The sequence below is a fragment of the Amycolatopsis sp. 2-15 genome (assembly GCF_030285625.1).
GTDB classification, from domain to species: Bacteria; Actinomycetota; Actinomycetes; order Mycobacteriales; family Pseudonocardiaceae; genus Amycolatopsis; species Amycolatopsis carbonis.
Map to the genome: position 1 here is coordinate 5,947,864 of NZ_CP127294.1, position 17,326 is coordinate 5,965,189.

The 17,326-nt window shown below is 69.6% G+C and carries 22 protein-coding genes and 1 pseudogene; 16 read left to right on the top strand and 7 right to left on the bottom strand.

Features of this window, described 5'->3' with window-relative positions:
• Positions 1–2: 2 nt before the first annotated feature.
• A complete protein-coding gene (locus QRX50_RS29395; protein WP_285966372.1) occupies positions 3–224 on the bottom strand; it encodes a hypothetical protein in 222 nt (73 codons plus the stop codon).
• Positions 225–676: 452 nt separating this feature from the next.
• Here QRX50_RS29395 and QRX50_RS29400 point away from each other — a divergent pair, with 452 nt between their 5' ends.
• The 5 genes from QRX50_RS29400 to QRX50_RS29420 all read left to right on the top strand — a co-directional run bounded on the left by QRX50_RS29400 (position 677) and on the right by QRX50_RS29420 (position 5,482).
• Positions 677–1,054 (top strand): hypothetical protein, encoded by a 378-nt coding sequence (locus QRX50_RS29400; protein WP_285966373.1) that lies wholly within the window; start codon positions 677–679, stop codon positions 1,052–1,054.
• Between the two features lie 1,008 nt (positions 1,055–2,062).
• Positions 2,063–2,848 carry a universal stress protein gene (locus QRX50_RS29405; RefSeq protein WP_285966374.1) on the top strand — a complete coding sequence of 262 codons (786 nt, stop codon included), beginning with the start codon at positions 2,063–2,065 and terminating at the stop codon, positions 2,846–2,848.
• Positions 2,849–2,865: 17 nt separating this feature from the next.
• Positions 2,866–3,273, top strand: coding sequence for a CBS domain-containing protein (locus QRX50_RS29410; RefSeq protein ID WP_285966375.1), 408 nt, complete (start codon positions 2,866–2,868; stop codon positions 3,271–3,273).
• Positions 3,274–3,377: 104 nt separating this feature from the next.
• Entirely contained in the window at positions 3,378–4,403 is a 1,026-nt protein-coding gene (locus QRX50_RS29415; RefSeq protein WP_285966376.1) for an Acg family FMN-binding oxidoreductase, read from the top strand.
• A 47-nt stretch (positions 4,404–4,450) separates the two neighbouring features.
• Entirely contained in the window at positions 4,451–5,482 is a 1,032-nt protein-coding gene (locus QRX50_RS29420; protein ID WP_285966377.1) for an Acg family FMN-binding oxidoreductase, read from the top strand.
• On the opposite strand, the gene QRX50_RS29425 is transcribed toward QRX50_RS29420, so the two are convergent.
• Positions 5,396–5,815, bottom strand: a complete 420-nt coding sequence (locus QRX50_RS29425) for a CBS domain-containing protein (RefSeq protein ID WP_285966378.1) — start codon at positions 5,813–5,815, stop codon at positions 5,396–5,398. The two genes, QRX50_RS29420 and QRX50_RS29425, sit on opposite strands and share 87 nt — an antisense overlap.
• Before the next feature lie 203 nt (positions 5,816–6,018).
• Here QRX50_RS29425 and QRX50_RS29430 point away from each other — a divergent pair, with 203 nt between their 5' ends.
• The 3 genes from QRX50_RS29430 to QRX50_RS29440 all read left to right on the top strand — a co-directional run bounded on the left by QRX50_RS29430 (position 6,019) and on the right by QRX50_RS29440 (position 7,806).
• Positions 6,019–6,618, top strand: a complete 600-nt coding sequence (locus QRX50_RS29430) for an Rv1733c family protein (protein WP_285966379.1) — start codon at positions 6,019–6,021, stop codon at positions 6,616–6,618.
• A gap of 387 nt (positions 6,619–7,005) precedes the next feature.
• Positions 7,006–7,272, top strand: coding sequence for a DUF1876 domain-containing protein (locus QRX50_RS29435; protein WP_285966380.1), 267 nt, complete (start codon positions 7,006–7,008; stop codon positions 7,270–7,272).
• 12 nt (positions 7,273–7,284) lie between these two features.
• Positions 7,285–7,806, top strand: a complete 522-nt coding sequence (locus QRX50_RS29440; protein ID WP_285966381.1) for a flavodoxin family protein — start codon at positions 7,285–7,287, stop codon at positions 7,804–7,806.
• A 68-nt stretch (positions 7,807–7,874) separates the two neighbouring features.
• On the opposite strand, the gene QRX50_RS29445 is transcribed toward QRX50_RS29440, so the two are convergent.
• Positions 7,875–8,261 carry a hypothetical protein gene (locus tag QRX50_RS29445; protein ID WP_285966382.1) on the bottom strand — a complete coding sequence of 129 codons (387 nt, stop codon included), beginning with the start codon at positions 8,259–8,261 and terminating at the stop codon, positions 7,875–7,877.
• A 77-nt stretch (positions 8,262–8,338) separates the two neighbouring features.
• Positions 8,339–8,530, bottom strand: coding sequence for a hypothetical protein (locus QRX50_RS29450; RefSeq protein WP_285966383.1), 192 nt, complete (start codon positions 8,528–8,530; stop codon positions 8,339–8,341).
• Positions 8,531–8,705: 175 nt separating this feature from the next.
• On the opposite strand from QRX50_RS29450, the pseudogene QRX50_RS29455 reads away from it, so the two are divergent.
• Positions 8,706–8,954: pseudogene (locus QRX50_RS29455) on the top strand (hemerythrin domain-containing protein); the annotation flags it as partial.
• Positions 8,955–8,958: 4 nt separating this feature from the next.
• On the opposite strand, the gene QRX50_RS29460 reads toward QRX50_RS29455, so the two are convergent.
• Positions 8,959–10,104, bottom strand: coding sequence for a site-2 protease family protein (locus QRX50_RS29460; protein ID WP_285966384.1), 1,146 nt, complete (start codon positions 10,102–10,104; stop codon positions 8,959–8,961).
• Positions 10,105–10,128: 24 nt separating this feature from the next.
• Between QRX50_RS29460 and QRX50_RS29465 the strand changes: the two genes are divergently transcribed.
• A complete protein-coding gene (locus QRX50_RS29465; RefSeq protein WP_285966385.1) occupies positions 10,129–10,305 on the top strand; it encodes a hypothetical protein in 177 nt (58 codons plus the stop codon).
• Between the two features lie 57 nt (positions 10,306–10,362).
• Here the strand turns inward: QRX50_RS29465 and QRX50_RS29470 are convergent, their stop codons facing one another.
• Positions 10,363–10,989, bottom strand: a complete 627-nt coding sequence (locus QRX50_RS29470) for a hypothetical protein (RefSeq protein ID WP_285966386.1) — start codon at positions 10,987–10,989, stop codon at positions 10,363–10,365.
• Between the two features lie 176 nt (positions 10,990–11,165).
• Here QRX50_RS29470 and QRX50_RS29475 point away from each other — a divergent pair, with 176 nt between their 5' ends.
• The 4 genes from QRX50_RS29475 to QRX50_RS29490 all read left to right on the top strand — a co-directional run bounded on the left by QRX50_RS29475 (position 11,166) and on the right by QRX50_RS29490 (position 12,931).
• Positions 11,166–11,699, top strand: coding sequence for a flavodoxin domain-containing protein (locus QRX50_RS29475; protein ID WP_285966387.1), 534 nt, complete (start codon positions 11,166–11,168; stop codon positions 11,697–11,699).
• Entirely contained in the window at positions 11,696–12,148 is a 453-nt protein-coding gene (locus QRX50_RS29480) for a hypothetical protein (RefSeq protein WP_353074006.1), read from the top strand. Before QRX50_RS29475 ends, QRX50_RS29480 begins: the two co-directional genes overlap by 4 nt.
• A 26-nt stretch (positions 12,149–12,174) precedes the next feature.
• Positions 12,175–12,441 (top strand): Hsp20/alpha crystallin family protein, encoded by a 267-nt coding sequence (locus tag QRX50_RS29485; RefSeq protein WP_285966388.1) that lies wholly within the window; start codon positions 12,175–12,177, stop codon positions 12,439–12,441.
• Positions 12,442–12,526: 85 nt separating this feature from the next.
• A complete protein-coding gene (locus tag QRX50_RS29490; protein ID WP_285966389.1) occupies positions 12,527–12,931 on the top strand; it encodes a GNAT family N-acetyltransferase in 405 nt (134 codons plus the stop codon).
• Positions 12,932–13,129: 198 nt separating this feature from the next.
• Here QRX50_RS29490 and QRX50_RS29495 read toward each other — a convergent pair whose 3' ends face one another.
• Complete coding sequence (locus QRX50_RS29495) at positions 13,130–14,278, bottom strand: NAD(P)/FAD-dependent oxidoreductase (protein WP_285966390.1); 1,149 nt, start codon at positions 14,276–14,278, stop codon at positions 13,130–13,132.
• Positions 14,279–14,373: 95 nt separating this feature from the next.
• Between QRX50_RS29495 and QRX50_RS29500 the strand changes: the two genes are divergently transcribed.
• Both QRX50_RS29500 and QRX50_RS29505 read left to right on the top strand, forming a co-directional pair.
• Positions 14,374–15,681, top strand: a complete 1,308-nt coding sequence (locus tag QRX50_RS29500) for a cytochrome P450 (RefSeq protein WP_285966391.1) — start codon at positions 14,374–14,376, stop codon at positions 15,679–15,681.
• Positions 15,682–15,807: 126 nt separating this feature from the next.
• Entirely contained in the window at positions 15,808–17,136 is a 1,329-nt protein-coding gene (locus QRX50_RS29505; RefSeq protein WP_285966392.1) for a CapA family protein, read from the top strand.
• The last annotated feature ends 190 nt before the right edge of the window (positions 17,137–17,326 follow it).

The window sequence follows — 17,326 nt, forward strand, 5'->3', positions numbered from 1 at the left end:
GCTCATGCGGAGAGCTGAGTCTTCGACCCGAGCTGTCGAACCTTTGATGGGCTGCTGCTGATCAGCACGGTGCCCAGCGCGCCGGCAAGAAGGCGCGGCCCGAAGGACAGCAGCGCTTTGCCATCCGCACCACGTTGATGCGGGCGAGGCACGGCGATCAGCACCGGCGCCAGGATCAACGCCGTCAGCAACGCCGCGGCGACGTGCGCCCAGCCGAGCGCCATCCACCAGGACCCGAAGCGGTGTCGGCGACTCCGCAAGACACGCCGACGTCGGTCACCGGCTCGGACTGCGGGAACTCAACGAATTGGCTGAAGTACCGGTCGGACAACGGCCAACGCGCCGACGACGGTCCCGGCGGGCGCCGGCGGATCGAGGACTTGGTGACGAAGGCCGTGGACGGTTCGTGGAAGGTCACGAATTTCGCGGTCTACGAGGTCGAGTCATGCACCGGGTAGGCGGGGTCACATTGGCCACGGGCGACACCAAGATCGGGAGCGACGATCGCGCGAATTGTTCATACGTGCGCAGCGATTAGCAGCGGCACGAGTACGACTCGGAGCGCCGCGGGATCGAAATCCGGACACCGCTGAAGGAAGTCGGGGGGAAGGCCTACAAGGGAGGCCGGAAGAGTGCTGATCACGCTCGGATGGGCGCTCGCGGCCGCCGACGAGGCGTGGCAACGCCCGTCCGAAGAAGGGCGAACCAAGACTCCTGGGGGACTCGGTTCGAAGCGCTGCCGTGCGGGATCGCGGTGCTCTACGAGGAGCTGATGGACAGCCACCGCGATCCCCTCGTGCTCAGTACGCCGGAAGGGCGTTCGTGGCGCCGGTCGAACTTCCGGATCCGGTTCTGGCGCCCGGCCTGGGACGGCGTCGATCTCGACGACTCAGGTGCGGGGGAGCGGCGGCCACCGCTCCTGTCTACCTTCACCGTCCACGAGGGCCGGCACACGCACAGCACGTGGCTGACCGAGGACAAGATCCCTGAGGTGGCGCGGCGTGCGCGTCTGGGGCAGAAGATGAGGGCGTCGCGCGGGTCTATGACCATGTGACCCCGGCGATGGTGAACCAGATCCTGGACGCGCTGGACGAGCGGTGGCTGCGGTCGCTGGCTTCGCTGTACGCGGGGGAGCGAGCGAAGCTGGTGTCGTGGTTCCCGCACTTACGGTCTCGACGGGCGATCGGGCCCGGGTCCGGGGCCATCGCCGGATCATCGCGATCTGACGACTGAAGCCCCCCTCCGGGGAGGGACAGGGCTTCTGACCTGCGGTTTCAGCTGGTGCGCGATACTGGGATTGAACCAGTGACCTCTTCCGTGTCAGGGAAGTGCGACGCGTGGCTTGACCAGGGAAAACGGGCGCTACCGCAGGTCGCAAGCTCGGGTTGCTCCCCGCAGGGGTGGCTTCGGCCCCGCCGCCTCGGGTTGCCGTCGCCGAGGAATCGCCAGGTTGTCCGGACGGGGTGGGACGTCGCGTGTCCCGGGACGTCTTCCGCCGACTCCGTGCGCCGTCAGGCCCTGGCCGCCAGCGGCTACGACGATCGGCTGCGCCCCCGCGGGCACACCGAACTCGCCCTGGCGATTGTTGGTCGGCGCAGACAACCTGCTGCGGAAGTACCGGTTCTAGGTTTCGAAGTCGGACGCCTGCTCTCGCCGGTGAAGAACGGCATGGCCGTGCACACCGGTATCCCCGAGGCGCCGTGGTACGTCGTCGACAGCGCCCAGCAGCGGCGCGGGCGGATCAACATGATCGCGACCTGCTTGCGCGTGCCCCTACCCCCGCTGTCCTGCGGGAGGCCTGACGCTGCCGCCCAGGACACGCGACAGTGGTTACACCCCGCACCGACCGGCGCCTGCAGCGTGAGGTACCCGACTACTCGGCCACGTTGCTGAAGGATTCCGCGCTTTCGTCCCATGGGGAAGGGACTTCGGCCCCTGACTGGTCTGGTCGCCACCAGGAGACCGTGGGATCACCGCCGGAACCGCAGGCGGGGAACGGAGGCAGGACGTGATCGGAAGGGTAGCCCGCCCACCTGTGGTGGCGGGAGTCGACGAATCGGAGGTGGCGCTGGCCGCCGTCCGGTGGGCGGCGGAGGAAGCCGCGCGTCGCGGTTGCGCGCTGCAGCTGTTTCACGCCGGGCTGTTCGAGACGGCGGACCTCACCGCACGGCAACGGTCGCCGGAAGTCCCCCTGCTACTCGAGCGGGCCCACCGCTGGATGCGGCGGGCCGCGCAGGTCGCGGAAGAGACGGCGCCGGGCGTCAGGACGGAGTACTTGTTGCGCCTCGGCCTCGCCGCCGACTTGCTGATCGAGCACTCTGCGGAAGCCTCGCTCGTCGTCGTCGGCTCGCACGGCATTGGTGGATTGCGCGGGGTCGCCATCGGTTCGGTCGCGCTCCGGGTGGCCGCGGGTGCTCACTGTCCGGTGGTAGTGGTGCGCGGGCGGGTGAATCCGGACGGCCCGGTGGTCGCCGGCGTCAACGAGGACGACTGCGCGCTCCAGTTCGCCTTCGAGGCCGCTCTGAGCCGGGGTGTGCCGGTGATCGCCGCGCACGCGTGGCACGAGGGACTCATGGACGAAGAGGAGATCGTCGAAGCGGAGTCGCAGAGCGAAGAAGAGGAGCTTCGCCGGCTGGTCGGCACCTTGGCGAGAAAGTACCCCGAGGTGCAGGTGCGGAGCCGGCTGATCCGCGACCGCTCCGCTTCGCGGGCCCTCATGGGGTTCGACGATGCACAGCTGATCGTCATCGGCACCCGTGGCCGGGGCCCCGTATCCGGCGGGCTCTTCGGCTCGACCGGAAACCGGCTGGTCGCGCAAGCGGCTTGTCCAGTCGCGGTCGTCCACTGAGTCGGAGGAGGGACCTCGTGCGCGCACGGGACATCATGAGCCGCCCGGTGGTGCGGGTCGGGCCCGCTACTTCGGTGCGGGAAGCGATCGCGTTGCTGACCGGGCACGGCATCGCCGCGCTGCCCGTGGTCGATGACAATAATCGAGTCCTCGGTCTTTTCACGGAGTCGGACGCCCTCAGCGGGGTGTTGACGGGCGAGCCGGTCGGGCCGGGTCTGCTCGTGGAGTCGGTGATGACCAAGCCGGTCGAGGTCGTGGGCCTCGACACCGAGGTCAGCGACATCGCCGTCGGGATGCTCGTCGACCGGCTCCGCAGTGTCCCGGTCGTCCATGAAGCGGCCGGTGGCCGGGGTCGCGGAACTCATCGGGTTCGCCTTTCCTCGGGTACGGGTCGAGCGTCGGTGAACGGCGCAACCGGCGGCTAGGGCCGTCCGCCGCCCGGGCCGGGACTTTGGGCCCCTGCGGGGGGAGTCGGCCGCGGTGAGCATGGGATGCGCCGGAGTACCCGTCTCCGGGAGCAGGAGTGAAGATGACGACCTCGCCGTCGACGGTGGCCCTGGCCCCTTCTGAGATCACGGTGCTCGCCCGCGCGGTGAGCCAGGCCCCGTCCGTCCACAACACCCAGCCGTGGCGGCTGCGCGTCCGCAAATCCGACGTCGACCTGGTCGAGCGCACAGCTCTCAGGCTGCCCGCACACGACCCGGAGGATCGCGACCGGTTCTTGTCCTGCGGCGCGGCGCTCGCGCACCTTCAGCTGGCGGCGCGGGTGCTCCGGCGGTGCGACACGACGTCGTTTCCGTCCGAAGGCACGGTCGTGGCCACCGTTCACGCCGTCCCCGGGGCGAGCCCGGACGCCTCGGACCTGGCGCGCTACCACGCCATCGGGCGCCGCAGGAGCCACCGCCGGAGATTCAGGACCGAGGCAGTGTCCGAAGTGGACTCCACGGCTGTGACGGCGGCTGGTACCGAGGCGGACGTCCAGGTGATCGAGCCCGGGCACCTCGACGCGCTGGGCGAGATGCTGGGCTTTGCCACGCGCGTCTTCCGCGCCGACCCGGCGTACCAACGCGAGCTGCACTCGTGGACCGCGCGCACGTTCGGCCTCCACGCACTGGGCGCCGAAGACGGTGTGCCTGAAGCGGCGCTGAGCGATGAACCCCTGCCGGCCGCGGGCCTCGTGCGGTGGGACACGCCGGTGCCCGACGACGCGCGGCTGACCGAACACCTCGAGGCGGAGCGGCTTCTGGTGTTCTGCACCGACGGGGACACCAGGCATCAGCACCTGGCCGCAGGCGCTGCTGTAGAACGGGCCTGGCTGGAAGCCACCGCACGCGGTCTGGCGGGCTCGGTACTCACCCAGGCGTTGCACCTGCGCGGCTTCCGCGAGCTGCTCGCCGAACGGCTCGACCTGCCCGGTGTGCCGCAGGCGATCTTCCGGTTCGGCCACCCGGCCGTGCCGGTGCCTCCGTCGCCTCGACGTCCCCTCGCCGACCTGCTGCCGGACGACTTTCCCGGTCCGCGGACCGAACCCGACGACCCGAACCGGAGCACCTGAAGAGCACCGCCTTCCCCTCCGCAGCCGAACAAGCGCTGGCGGCGGCAGTGCGCGCCCCGTCGCCGCACAACACCCAGCCGTGGCGGTTCGTCGTGGATGGGCCGCGGATCGAGGTGTGGCTCGACCGGAGCCGGGTGCTGACGGTCGCGGATCCGGCCCGGCGTGAGGCACGGCTGTCGTGCGGCGCGGCTGTGTACAACCTCGTCCTCATGTTGCGGAGCAACGGGTACGGCGCTGCGCTGCGGATCCTGCCGGACCCGGCCGAATATGATCTCCTCGCAGTGGTCCGGTTCGACGGGAACGTGCATCCGGCTCCGGCGGACCGGCGCCTGGCTGAGGCCATCTTCCGCCGGCACACCAACCGCCGCCCGTTTTCCACGCAGCCAGTCTCGACTGTGGCACGCGTCCGGCTCAGGTCGGCGGCGCTGGCCGAGGGTGGCCTGCTGGAGTTTCTCGACACCTCGAGCCGCTACGCGAAGGTGGCCGCGCTCGTCCGGCGCGCGGAAGCCGAACAGGCCACCGACGCGGCGTTCCAGGCCGAGTCGGCCCGGTGGACCGGCCGGGAGCCGGAGAGCTCCGACGGCGTGCCGACGGTCGCGTTCGGACCACAGCCGGACTTGCCGGGTGCGTTGCCCCTGCGGGCCTCGCACCAGAATCCCACCATCCCGTCGCGGTCGTTCGAGCAAGACGCTTTGGTGGCCGTCGTCTTGACGCCTGATCACGGCACGGCCGCGGACGTGCGTGCCGGTCTCGTCCTGCAGCGAGTCCTGCTGACCGCGACAGCCGATGGCCTGGCCACATCCTTCGTGTCCCAGCCCTTCGAAACGAAGGCAACCCGCGGGCCACTGCTGGAGCTCTTCCGCGGGATCGGGCAGCCGCACACCCTGTTGCGCATCGGCCACGGCCTCCCAACCCGGATGACGGCGCGCAGGCCGGCAACCGACGTGACGACGGTGAGCGCGACGCCGGACGCGCCGATGGGCGGACCGTCGTCAGGAGTTTCCGGTGGCGGGCACAGCACGGAGCACGTCTCGGAACGTCACCATGCCGACCAGGATTCCGTTGTCCACCACGGGTAGTGCGCGCACGCCCGCATCGGTCATGCGATGGGCGAGTTCGGCCGGATCGAGACCTCCTGGCACAGCCAAGCCGGGGGTGCGCATGACAGTCGCGACCGTCCGGTGGCGGCCCAGCATCGCGCCCGTGTCGGGATCACCGGTGGCCGTGGAGTCGCTGGGAAAGCCGGCCTGCACGAGATCGACCTCGCTGACGAGCCCGATCAGTTTGCCGGCCTGGTCGACGACCGGGAGCGTGGTGAAGCCGTGTTCGGTCATCACACCTGCGGCCTCCGCGAGTGAGGCGGACGGGGTCACCGCGATCACCGGGGTGGTCATGATGTCGCGCGTCTGCATGGCGGGCTCCGTTTCTTCCTGATCCGACCCTGCCGGTCGCGTCGACGAGAGGCCAAGGGTCTTTGGCCCTCATCTGAGGGGCAATGCGGTGGGGTGGCGGGGACCGGCGGCCCGCCGCCGCGGGTACACGGCCTCTTCGACCTGGCCGGTGTGCGGCCCATGCTGGGGGGAAATCCATTGCGCAGCAAGGAGGGGTGAGGGACATGAACTCGTCGGCGAACCGCTTGTTGCGGTGGTGGCACCTGCTCGTCCCCGGGCACGGCTCGGTGGCGCGGACCTCCGACCGGGTGCAAGCCGCCCTGGTGCTTGTGACGATCCTGGTGGCGCTGGCCGCGATCCCGTTCTCCGCAGCGGCCGGCTCGGCGGTCTACGCCGCGCAGAAGGCGCAGTCCGCCCGGGAGCTCGCCGAAAACCGTTCGGCGACCGCGACGCTCCTCGCAGATGGGCCGCCGGTCTCTGTCGGGGGCCGCAGCGGGGAAGTCGGCAGTCCGATGCCGACCGACGCGATGTGGTTTGGTCGCGATGGAGTGCGCCACCTCGGACAGGTGAACGCGAACGCAGGCACACACCGCGGCGACGTGGTACCGATCTGGGTGAACAGCTCCGGGACCGTCGTCGCTCCGCCGACGTCTTCTGCGGGCGCGGTGGTCAACTCGGCAGCCGCCGCAGTCGGGCTCTACTTCGTCACATGCTTGGCGCTGGCGGTGGCCTACGGGATCTCCGTGTTCGCGCTGAACCGTTATCGCGCCGGGAAGTGGCAGCAGGAGTGGTACGCGGAGTTGGCGAAGAAGGCTCATTCCTGAGCCGCTTTGCTTCGGTGCGGATCGATGCTCGCACAGGGCGCTACCGCAGTCGGCTCGCGGCTCGTGGAGGGTGAACCGCACTTGGCAGTCGGCGACCAGAGACGAAAGTCCTCTGCAGCCGCGCAGCAGTGACCATGGTCGTCACGACGAAGGCCGTGCGACTCTCCGGATTCGGTCGAGACTACTCGTAGCTTGGGGATGCGAACGACTTGGCGGAGATGGACAGGGTTTGCGCGCTGCGCGCGGACGGCACGGCGGGCGAGCCCAGTGCCGCCGGCCGCGCTGGAGAACCGGACGGCCGACATGGCCGGACGCGTTCGCGACGAGCATGATCACGCACTCGCGATGGCTCGACAGCGCCGATCACGGCAAGAAGAGGAGACAGTGATGCACAGCAAGCAGTGGCACGTCGACCTGTTCCTCAGCGAGGAGGAGGGATCCACGCACGCTCGGGCTCGGTTGACCACTGGTGCCGCCAAGACACTCGACGCCGAGGGCACCGCGCGCCTCAACCCGTCGGATCGCGACGTGCCTGAGATCGGCGACGAACTCGCGGCGGCGCGGGCCTTGAGCGAGCTGGCACACCGGCTTCTGGAGGTGGCCGCCGGCGACATCGAGGGCGTGACCCACGAGCCGGTGCGGCTCGAGCGCTGACGGGAGGTCGGGATGCGCGAGGTGATCGTGTACGAATCGATGTTCGGTACCACCGAGGAGCTTGCCCGTGCTGTGGCCGAGGGGCTCGGTGCAGCCGATGTCGTGCCGGTGGACACGGCACCCCACGACCTGGCGGGCCACGACCTGCTTGTCGTGGGTGCGCCGACGCACGTTCACGGCTTGAGCCGGCCGGCCACGCGCAAGGCTGCGGCCGAGCAGACGCCGGAGGGGACCCGGACGCACGAACCGGGGATGCGCGAGTGGCTGGCCACGTTCCAGATACTCCCCCCCGGATTGGACACGGCCGTCTTCGAGACTCGGCTCGCCAAACCGCGGTGGCTCACCGGGTCGGCGGCGCGAGCGGTGGCGAAGGTCTTGCGCCGGCTCGGCCACGCGCCGGTGGTTCCGCCGGCGAGCTTCTTCGTCGAGACGGCAGGGAGCAAAACCCGGCTTGTCGAGGGAGAACGGGCCCGAGCTCGAGCGTGGGGCGCGAGCCTGGCCGCAGCCCGGCGTACGCGGCCCGGCCGAGCCTGAGCCCGCTCAGCGGACGGTCCGGCTCTCGGTCCAGGTTCCGGTGGTGTTTTGGTCGTGCACCACTGCGGTCACCCCGGTGACGGCCAGGGCGAGGCCCAGCCCCGGACAGCCACCACCACCCGGGGCGGATGCGGTCGCCGAGTAGCAACAACGCCAGCACCAGGGAAGACGACACCGGTCACGGTGGTGACCGCACTGGGCACCGATGGGGTGGTGCGGCGCAGCGACGTCGCGTACATGGCGATGCGGAGCGCGGTGAACACCATCACGAGGTACGCCAATGGCTGTCGCCAGAGCACCAGCAGAGTGATGGCTCGGATCTGAAGGAGAGCGCGGACCGCCACCCGCGAGCTGCCGTAGACCAGCCCCGCTACGACGGCGCACGGAACCGCGCCTTCGGACGTCGTTGCCGTCAGCGCGGCGGCCGCGAGGCCCGCGGCGAGCGCGGCAAGCACACCGAGCACCACCGGGTCGGGCGCGACCGGGCCCGTCCGGGTTGTCGCACCCGCGGCGACCAAGCCGAGGCCACCGACTACGCAGCCGATCCGACGAGGTCGCACGCCGACACGGAGGTCTGGAAGGCGTGGCGGACCAGCATGGCCGCGATCGCGATCTGGGTGCCGAGCACGGCTTGCCCGGCGAAAACCGGCAAGAACCGCAGGGCGACCACTGTCATGACCCAGCCGAGGAAGTCGACCGTCAGACCGACGCCGTATCCAGCCACCCCGCGGCGCGTCTGCCGCCCGGTCGTGCGCGCCGCGCGCGATTCAAGGAGTGTCGCGAGCCCGTCGGAGCGCGGCGGCGACTCCGGACGCGCCGAACCCCACCGCGACGCCCAGTTGTGGAGTCATAGCGAGTGCCCTGAGGTGGGGGTGCGCACCAGGTCAAGATGGCCGATTGAGCACGAGCTGTACCCGGCGTTGGCGGGACCGCTCGGTGGCGTGGAGGGCACGGTGACGATGAGCCGCACTCACACCGAGATAGCCCGCCTCGCCCGCCGGCTCGACCGGCACCTGCGGGAGTCGCCGGAGATGATCCAGCCCGACCAGGTCGACGACCTCCGCGCGACGCTCTACGGCCTTGACGCGGTGCTGACCCTGCATTTCACGCAGGAGGAGGAAGCGTTCTTCACGCTGCCCGTTTCGTGAGCGGTCAGGACTCGGCGGGCCGGCGTACGCGGGCTCCGAGCGCGGCGAGTTCGACCGCGCGTGCGAGGTCACCCGGCGCGACGACCCCGGCGAGTACGCCGTGGTCGACGACGAGTACGAGGTCCTGTCCCGGCCGCAACGCAGTCCTGCCGAGCACTTCCATCAGGGGCGTTTCCGGTGGTCCGGCGAAGCATGCGGTGGGCTTCGTGCACACCGACTCGAGCCGGGTGGACGTGCGGGTGGTTTCCGGCACGCGGGCGAGCTGCCCGAGGCTGACGACCCCGACCGGCTGTCCGTCGAAGGACACCACGGGAAAGGTGCGGAAGGGTAGCTCCGCCGCGAGATCGAGGAAACCCTGCACCGTGTACCAGCCGGGAGCGGTCACGGGGGAAGTTGTCATGATGTCGGCCAGCCGGATCCGGGAGAGCGCTTCCCGTGACGGTGCCGCGACGAGTTCGTTGCGCGCCGCGAACATCAAGAACCAGCCGATGACCACAAGCCACAGGCCTTCGAACGAACCCGTCACCAGGAACACCCACATCCCGCCTCCGACGAGAACGGCCGCCAGGAGCTGCCCGCCCCGGCCGGCGATTCGTCGTGCCCGGTCATGATCGCCGGTGACCTTCCAAGCGACGGCTTCGGTGACACGGCCGCCGTCAAGCGGCGTACCCGGTAGCAAATTGAAACCGCTAGCACCGCGTTCGTCCAGCCGAGCCAGGTGAGCGCCACGACGACCACCGGCGGCAACGCCCCCGCCGCGAGTACGGCCATACCCAGGAAAACCGGCGAGGGCCACGCTCGCGGCGGGGCCGGCCGCGGCCACGAGCAGCGCGGCCCGGGGCGTCCGCGGTTCCTCGGGAAGCTCGGCTGCGCCGCCCAGCAGCCAGAGCGTGATGCGCTCGGCTTTCAGGCCGCACCGCCTCGCGGTGAAGGCGTGACAGAGCTCGTGCACGAGCAGGGACGCGAGGAACACGACCGCGCACACGGCCGCGGCCGACCAGCACAGCGGTGGCCGCGTGCCCGGCGCACCGGCTGGGAACACGTTCGTCGCAAGCAGATACGCCAGCAGCCCCGCGATGATCAGCACGGACCAATGGGCACCGATCCGGATGCCGGCGATGCGGCCGAGTGGGAACGTCGCGGGTGTCATCACCCGATCAGCCAAGGCCAGGAGGTGCCCCGTGGACGAGAAGGAAAGGCGCGGATCGAGGGAGACGCGCGCCGCGACGTCGCCGAGCGCGGCCGGCGCAGCACAGCAATCCGCCGCTACCTGCAGGCCGCCGAGCGGCGCGCAAGCGACGAGAACGAGAAGGACGTGGTGCCGGAGTCGGCACCCGAGCCCGGAGCATGACGGGCGAGCTCGAGCTGGTTCCCGATGGCGGGGCGGGAACAAGCTCGAGTGGTGAGTTCAGTCTGTGCGGCTGTAAGCGGCGAGGCTGCGTTCGCGCGCACCTTGGGAGATCGTGCGCAGGAGCGTCGTGTGGGCGGCCTGAGTGAACGGGCGGGCCACCCGCCAGTACCGGCGGAACTTCAGCCAGCTCTGCGGGTCGGTCAGCTGTACGCGCGTGTCGATCGTCAGCAGACTGCGGTGGGCACCATACGGGCGGACCCCGAAGGTGATCACGAGCTTCCCGTACCCCGGTTCGGCGAAGTCCGCGAACTCCTCCGGCTCGACGCGCCGCCAGGCGATGAGGGGACGCCAGAATTTGCCTGCCACGCCGACGGCGAACTCGGTGCCGGGGTGCTCACCGAGCAGGGCCCAATCCGATCCGCTGTCGAGATCGTCGACGGTCAGGCGGGTCGGCTGTCGTGGCGGACCGTGCCGGCGGCCGCGCCAGCGCGCGGGCAGCTCGCGTAGCCGTTCGGCCGTCGTGAAAAGGCCACTGTGGATATCAGTCAGGTCGAGGTTGCGAGCCGCGGCATAGGTTTCCTTGATCGGTGCGTCGACGACGGTGTGGCGCACGAGCGTGAACTGCGGGTGCGGCGCGAAGCCGTCACCGAGCAGTTCGGGTACTTGCGGCTGGTCCTGGGTCATGGTGCCTCCTGCGGACTGGCTTGGAGTTCCAGACTGGAGCGGTGTTTCCCGCGTCCGCTAGGAGCGGAAGGTGTGGCCGGAGCCGATTTCGTCACCACGCGAGGGGACTTCCTGCTCTCCCGTGCCGGGCGCACGAGCGGGCACCGTGGGTGTTCTCGACCGAAAGGCGTTCCGCCATGAGGATTCTCGTCGCGGTGGCGACCCGGCACGGGGCCACCAGGGAGATCGCCGAGCAGATTGCCGCCACGGCCACGATGACGCTCGAGCAAACCGGTGTCGCGGCGCAGGCCGAAGTGCGCGACGCCGAGCACGTCACGTCATTCGCGGGGTATGACGCGGCGCTGCTGGGCAGCGCCGTCTACCTCGGGCACTGGCTCGACAGCGCCCGGCGGCTCGCACACGAGCACCAGGACGAGTTGAGATGCCTCCCCGTGTGGCTCTTCTCGAGCGGGCCGGTGGGACAGCAGACGCGGCCCGGTGAGGACCCCGTTGACGTTTCCGACGTCCTGGTCGCCACCGCGGCCCGCGAGCACCGGCTCTTCGGGGGCCGAATCGAACGGGCGCGGCTGCGCTTCCCCGAGCGGGCGGTGGTCACCGCCCTGCGGGTGGAGGACGGGGACAACCGCGATTGGCCGGTGATCCGCGCCTGGGCCCGGACCATCGCCGGTGAACTGGCCGCGGTGCCCGCGGGTGAGCAGCGCGAGCGATGACCGCCCCGTATCCGGTCCGGGTCGAGGCGGAGCTGGAACTGCCGCTGTCCCGCCGGCTGTGGCTCGTGAAGTGGGTGCTGCTCATCCCGCACGGCATCGTGCCGGCGTTCCTGTGGCAGGCCTACCTCGTCATGAGGATCTGGGCCTTTGCCGCGGTCCTGGTGACGGCCCGGTATTCGCGGTCGCTGTTCGAGTTCACGGTGGGCGTTCTGCGCTGGAGCTGGCGGGTGTTCGACGTCGTGCTCGGGACGGATCGGTGGGCGCTGCGCGTCGCCGCGTACGTCGCGCTGCTGACCGACGAGTACCCGCCGTTCCGGTTGGACCCCGGCGGCGCTGAGCCGGCGCGGGTCCCCACCGCCGCCGGTCAGCTCGTCGGGGGCCTTCGTCCTTCGCCTTCAGGCAGTCCGGCCGCGTCGCCGACGCGGCACACAAGAGTTTCCTGGCCGTGAAACCGAAAACGAGGAGAGGCTTGAGCATGACTGGACTGCTGCCTGGTTCCCGGATGGCGCTGCCGAACATCGCCGCCTGGCTGGACCAGCCTTGGCCGTTCGCCGAGCACATCCCGGGCGGGGGGCACAGCGAGTTCTACTACGGGAAGTTCAGCCGGACCGTGCCGCTCCCGGCGGGGGCCGAGGCTACGAAGATGAACGCCAAGTACGCCGACGGCATCCTCGAGATCACCATGCCGCTGGCCGCGCAGCCGCACGAGAAGCAGATCAAGATCCACGTCGACAAGGCCTGAAGGCCGCGTGTGGTGGGCGTGGTCGTGGCCGCGCCCATCACCGCTGTGCACGAGGAGAGCCATGACCGCAGATCCACCTGTCAGGGTGCTGCTGGCCGACGGCGAGGTCGGTCTCGTCCGGACGCTGCGTCCGGCGGATGCGGATGCCGTGCTGGCGCTGCACACCCGCCTCGACGAACGCGACCGCTATTTCCGGTTCTTCGGCCCCATGCCGTCCGCGATGGACAGTTTGGCGAACCGGATCGCGGGGGAGCCCGGCGACACTCATGCGGGGCTGGGGTGTTTCCTTGAGGGAGACCTCGCGGGGGTGGCCCACTACGAACGGCATGCCGGCTCGGCGGAGGCCGAGATCGCCCTGGTCGTCGACGGCACCCACCGGGCACACGGGATCGCGACCTTGTTGCTGGAACACCTCGTCGCGACGGCGCGCGCCGCGGGGATCGAGCGGTTCATCGCGGAGGTGCTCGCCGAAAACGCGAAGGTCATCTAGGTCTTCTCCGAACTGGGGCTGCCCTACCGGGTGGCCCGTGACGGCGCGGAGTGGTCGGTCACGCTGTGGCTCGACGTCGACCACTACGGGCGGTGCGAACGCAGACGTGTCGCCCCCAGTGGCGTTCGTGGAGCCGGTGATCGGTGAGGTTCCCGGGTTTCCCCGCTCCACGTGCCGGCCCGGCACGTGGAGCGGGGGTCAGGCGCCGGTCGTCTGCGGTGTGAGCATTTCCTTGCGCCAGGCGGCGACGAGCTTGGACTGGTCCACGCCGAGAGCGGCGGTGAGTCGTCCGTCCGCGTCGGACCACTGTGCCGTCCAGCCCCGCTCATAGCCGTCGTCGATCGACACGGTGTCCGACGGGCCGTGGTGGCCGACATACTCGATGCGGTGCCCGAACTGATCGCTCCAGAAGTACGGGACCGGGTCATGCACGAGTTCGGAGGCATCGCCGTGCACGATGCCGCTCGCGACCACGGCGGGCGCGGTGAAAGCGTCGTCCCAGTGCTGCACGTCCATCCGACACTTGAAGCGCGGCGACCACCAGGCGGCCGCGTCGCCCAGCGCGTACACGTTCGGGTCGGAGGTCTGCAGCCGCTCGTTCACGGCGACGGCCGGCAGCAGCTCGAGGCCGGAGCCGCGCAACCAAGCAGTGGCAGGGCGGACGCCGATGCCGGTGACCACGACGTCAGCCGGGATCACCTCGCCGCCCTCCAGATGCACGCCATCCGGCTCGACGGCGACGACGCGGACGGAGGTACGAAGCGTCGCACCGTTCCACCAGCCGGCGAAGCGGCTGCCGATTGCGGCGCCGAGGGCCTGGGCGAGGGGAGCGGGGTGGAACTCCAGTCCGGCGACAGCGCAGCCCTTTTGCAGGGCGGCGTGTGCGACCTCGGCACCGATCCACGACGCCCCGATCACGACCACGCGGGCGCCCTCGGTCAGACGATCACGAAGTGCTGCGGCGTCCGAGTCGGTGCGCAGGGTCAGTTGCTCCCCCGTCCCAGGCAAGTGCAGGGGCGCGGCGCCGGTGGCGACGACGAGGTTGTCGAACGCGACCGGCCCGTCGGCCGTGACGACCTCGCGTTCAGCGAGATCGACCGATTCGACGCGGGTCTGCAGACGAAGCTCGATCCCGACTCCTTCGTAGTCCGCCTTGAGCGGCTTGGACTCGCGTTTGCCCGCGATGACCGCCTTGGACAGTGGCGGGCGGTCGTACGGCAGGGAGGGTTCCTCGCCGAGCAGGACAATTCGTCCCTCGTAACCGAGCTTGCGTAGTTCGAGGCACGTGCGGCTTCCGGCAAGGCCCGCTCCGACGACGACAACAGGACCTTTCACTGACGCGTTCACGGCTATCAACGTAACAGTTGACACTGCTTGTGGCGAGTGCGAATGTAGGTGTGGGCGCGAGTCGACGACTACCTAGTACTTGAGGAGATGTCCCCATGACGCAGGCCCCGAAGCCGGTGGAGGGTTCGCAGGACGTGGACGGTTCGCAGTGCCCGTTCGCGCGGGCCAGCACCATTCAGGACATTGCGAAGTTGCTGCGGTCCAGGACGGCTGTGACCCATGACCCGTATTTGTTCGCGAACTACAAGGAAGATCCGGTCAACGGCGAGATCAACGTCAGTGAGTTCCTCGGCGCCTCCATGATGTACGTCGAGGGCGAATCGCACCGGTTGCGGCGCAAACTGCTGAACCCGCTGGTCCGGGCCGACGCGCTTTCCGGAATCCGCGAGGACATCGTGTTGCCCGAGGCCGACCGGCTGCTCGCGCTGCGTCTCGCCGAGCCCGACGTCGACGGCAAGTACCGGTTCGAGTTGGTCGAGTTCCTCGAGCGGGTCTTCATCCACTTCACAGCCAAGCTCATCGGCTTGATCGGTTTGGACACCGACGAGCGAATCGCTCGGATGGTCTCCTTCGCGGGCCCAATCGCCGCGGGGACCAGTTCCGGCTATCTCGAGGACCGCGACGCGGTAAACAAGCAGGCCCTGGAAGCCAAGGCGCGCTACGTCGAGGAGTTCTTCAAGCCGTCGTTGGAGTGGCACAAAGAGCAGCGTCGACGCATCGAGACCGGTGAGATCGCGGAGACAGACGTCCCGGACAGCCTGCTCAAGATGGCCGCCGCCGGCCTGGCTCCAGAGTGGACGGACGAGGACAAGCTGATCGTCGAATCGACGCTGCTGTTCGCCGCTTCGGTCGGTACCAGCACTCAGTCGATCATCCAAAGCATCGACCTGCTTCAGCGCTGGTTCGTCGACCACCCCGACGACCTCGAGCGCAAGACAAACTCGACTTTCCTGCTGCACTCCCTGCAGGAGATCATCCGCATGCGAGCCCCGTTCGCGCCGTATCAGACCCGGCTGGCGCTGGAGGAGAACTCCCTCTCGGACGGCACGCCGATCCACCCGAACCAGGAACTGCACATTGAGTACGTCTTGGCCAACCGGGACACCGCGATCTTCGGCGACGACGCGAATGACTTCAACCCGAACCGGCCGACTCCGGCGGACGGCACCCCGCGTTACGGCGTGGGCTTCGGTCTCGGGGCGCACCAGTGCTATGGCCTGCGGGTGGTCGTCGGTAACGACGGCAACGGTGGCGCGCACGTCGAGCTGCTGCGCAAGCTGATGGCTGTGGGCGTCCGCCCGGACCCGGACAACCCGCCGGTCGGCCTGAAGAAGGACATGAGCAAGTACTTGAGTGAGGACATCCCCCGCTACGTCAAGTACTGGGTCGTCGTTGACCGCTGAGGCGAAGCACGGGCCGACGTCGAATGGGCCTCCCGGTTGGCAGGCCCATTCGCACTGGGACCGGTGCGGTCGACCGGCCTGACACTCATCGTCGATTGCGGCAACTTCCCCGAGTAGGTGATTACGATGTACCGGCTCGCGGTCACTGGCGACGTCATCATGAACACGCGCGTGTCGGTGTGCCGAGAGCCGGAGGTCGTCGCGGCCCTCGACGTGTTGCGAGGCGCGGACGTCACGCACGCGCGCCTGGAGATCCCGCTGCACGACTTCGGTGCGGCGGACGTGTTCCCCGCCGCGGAAGGCGCGCTCAGCTGGATGCGCGGGCCGACGGCGATCGCGGACGAGTTGCGGGCGCTGGGCGTGGATCTCGTCTCCACGGCGTCGAATCACGCGCTCGACTACTCCTACGGCGGGCTGCGCTCCACGATCGAGGCGCTCGACGCACGCGGGCTCTCGCATGCCGGTACCGGCGCGGATCTCGCCACCGCGCGCGCACCCGCGTTCGCCGACACCGCCGCGGGACGCGTCGCGCTCGTGTCGGCGACCTCGTCGTTCCCCTCGTTCGCGCGGGCGGGCGCGGCAAGGACCGACGCGGTCGGGCGCCCGGGCGTGAACCCGTTGCGCTATCTCGATGTCGTCGGCCCGGCGACCGCCGAACGGTTGTGCGCTGTCATGGGTGAGCTGGGCCTCTGGATCGTCCGTGACGGCGACGAGTTCGTCGTGCACCCGCCCGGCCTGCACAACTCCATCCGGCGGTTCCGGGTCGTGGCCGGCCAGGAGATCTCGTCCACGGTGTGCGATCCCGACGATCTCACCGGCAACCTCGAGTCGCTTCGTCACGCGGCTTCGGTCGCGGATTTCGTCCTGGCGCACCTGCATGTCCAGGCCTGGGACGGTGCGGACGGGCGGATGTCGAGCACACCGGCGTTCGCTCGCGAATACGCCCACGCCGCCGTGGAGGCGGGGGCCGCGCTCGTCCTCGTCCAGGGTTCGCACGCGCCGATGCGCGGGATCGAGATGTACCAAGGCGTGCCGGTGCTCTACGACCCCGGCCCGCTGTTCCGGCTGGGCCGCCGCGAACCGCAGCCGCACGACTTCTACACCCGCTGGGGCAATGATCCCCGCGTCCGATCGTTCGACGCCGGACTGCTCGACGCATTCGGCGCGCGAGACACCACCATCAGCGGCAAGACCGTGCTCAGCCCGCTCGAGGGAAACGACCACCGGCCAGGGTTCGTCCTGCCGGTCTGCGAGGTCGACTCCGCCACGCACCGGGTGAGGGCGATCGACCTGCACCCGATGACGTGGAGCCGCGCGAGCCGAGCCTCGACGGGCTTCCCGGCCGTGGCGAGCGGGTCGAGCGGTCGTGCGGTGCTGGACCGGATGGCGGAGCTGAGCGAACCGCACGGAACGAAGATCACCGTCGACGGCGGGATCGGACGGATGGAGTTGTGACGCGCTCGACGCTCGCGCACGTGCCGGCCGAGGATGCGGGCAGGAACGCGCTCGAGACCGTCCACCTCGACCCGGCCGCGCTACGCGCGGTCGCCGATGAGGTCGGCGCGTAGTTGGAGACACCGCTGCGGGAACCCAACCGGGAGGGGTCCCGCACAAGGATGTCCACAAGCCGTCGCCATCGGCCTGG

What these genes read in the sequence shown, in the direction of transcription:
- QRX50_RS29395 (WP_285966372.1), bottom strand. Translation starts at nt 224, where the DNA reads ATGGCGCTCGGCTGGGCGCACGTCGCCGCGGCGTTGCTGACGGCGTTG.
- QRX50_RS29415 (WP_285966376.1), top strand. Translation starts at nt 3,378, where the DNA reads ATGACGACCTCGCCGTCGACGGTGGCCCTGGCCCCTTCTGAGATCACG.
- QRX50_RS29425 (WP_285966378.1), bottom strand. Translation starts at nt 5,815, where the DNA reads ATGCAGACGCGCGACATCATGACCACCCCGGTGATCGCGGTGACCCCG.
- QRX50_RS29430 (WP_285966379.1), top strand. Translation starts at nt 6,019, where the DNA reads ATGAACTCGTCGGCGAACCGCTTGTTGCGGTGGTGGCACCTGCTCGTC.
- QRX50_RS29435 (WP_285966380.1), top strand. Translation starts at nt 7,006, where the DNA reads ATGCACAGCAAGCAGTGGCACGTCGACCTGTTCCTCAGCGAGGAGGAG.
- QRX50_RS29440 (WP_285966381.1), top strand. Translation starts at nt 7,285, where the DNA reads ATGCGCGAGGTGATCGTGTACGAATCGATGTTCGGTACCACCGAGGAG.
- QRX50_RS29460 (WP_285966384.1), bottom strand. Translation starts at nt 10,104, where the DNA reads ATGACACCCGCGACGTTCCCACTCGGCCGCATCGCCGGCATCCGGATC.
- QRX50_RS29470 (WP_285966386.1), bottom strand. Translation starts at nt 10,989, where the DNA reads ATGACCCAGGACCAGCCGCAAGTACCCGAACTGCTCGGTGACGGCTTC.
- QRX50_RS29475 (WP_285966387.1), top strand. Translation starts at nt 11,166, where the DNA reads ATGAGGATTCTCGTCGCGGTGGCGACCCGGCACGGGGCCACCAGGGAG.
- QRX50_RS29480 (WP_353074006.1), top strand. Translation starts at nt 11,696, where the DNA reads ATGACCGCCCCGTATCCGGTCCGGGTCGAGGCGGAGCTGGAACTGCCG.
- QRX50_RS29485 (WP_285966388.1), top strand. Translation starts at nt 12,175, where the DNA reads ATGACTGGACTGCTGCCTGGTTCCCGGATGGCGCTGCCGAACATCGCC.
- QRX50_RS29500 (WP_285966391.1), top strand. Translation starts at nt 14,374, where the DNA reads ATGACGCAGGCCCCGAAGCCGGTGGAGGGTTCGCAGGACGTGGACGGT.
- QRX50_RS29505 (WP_285966392.1), top strand. Translation starts at nt 15,808, where the DNA reads ATGTACCGGCTCGCGGTCACTGGCGACGTCATCATGAACACGCGCGTG.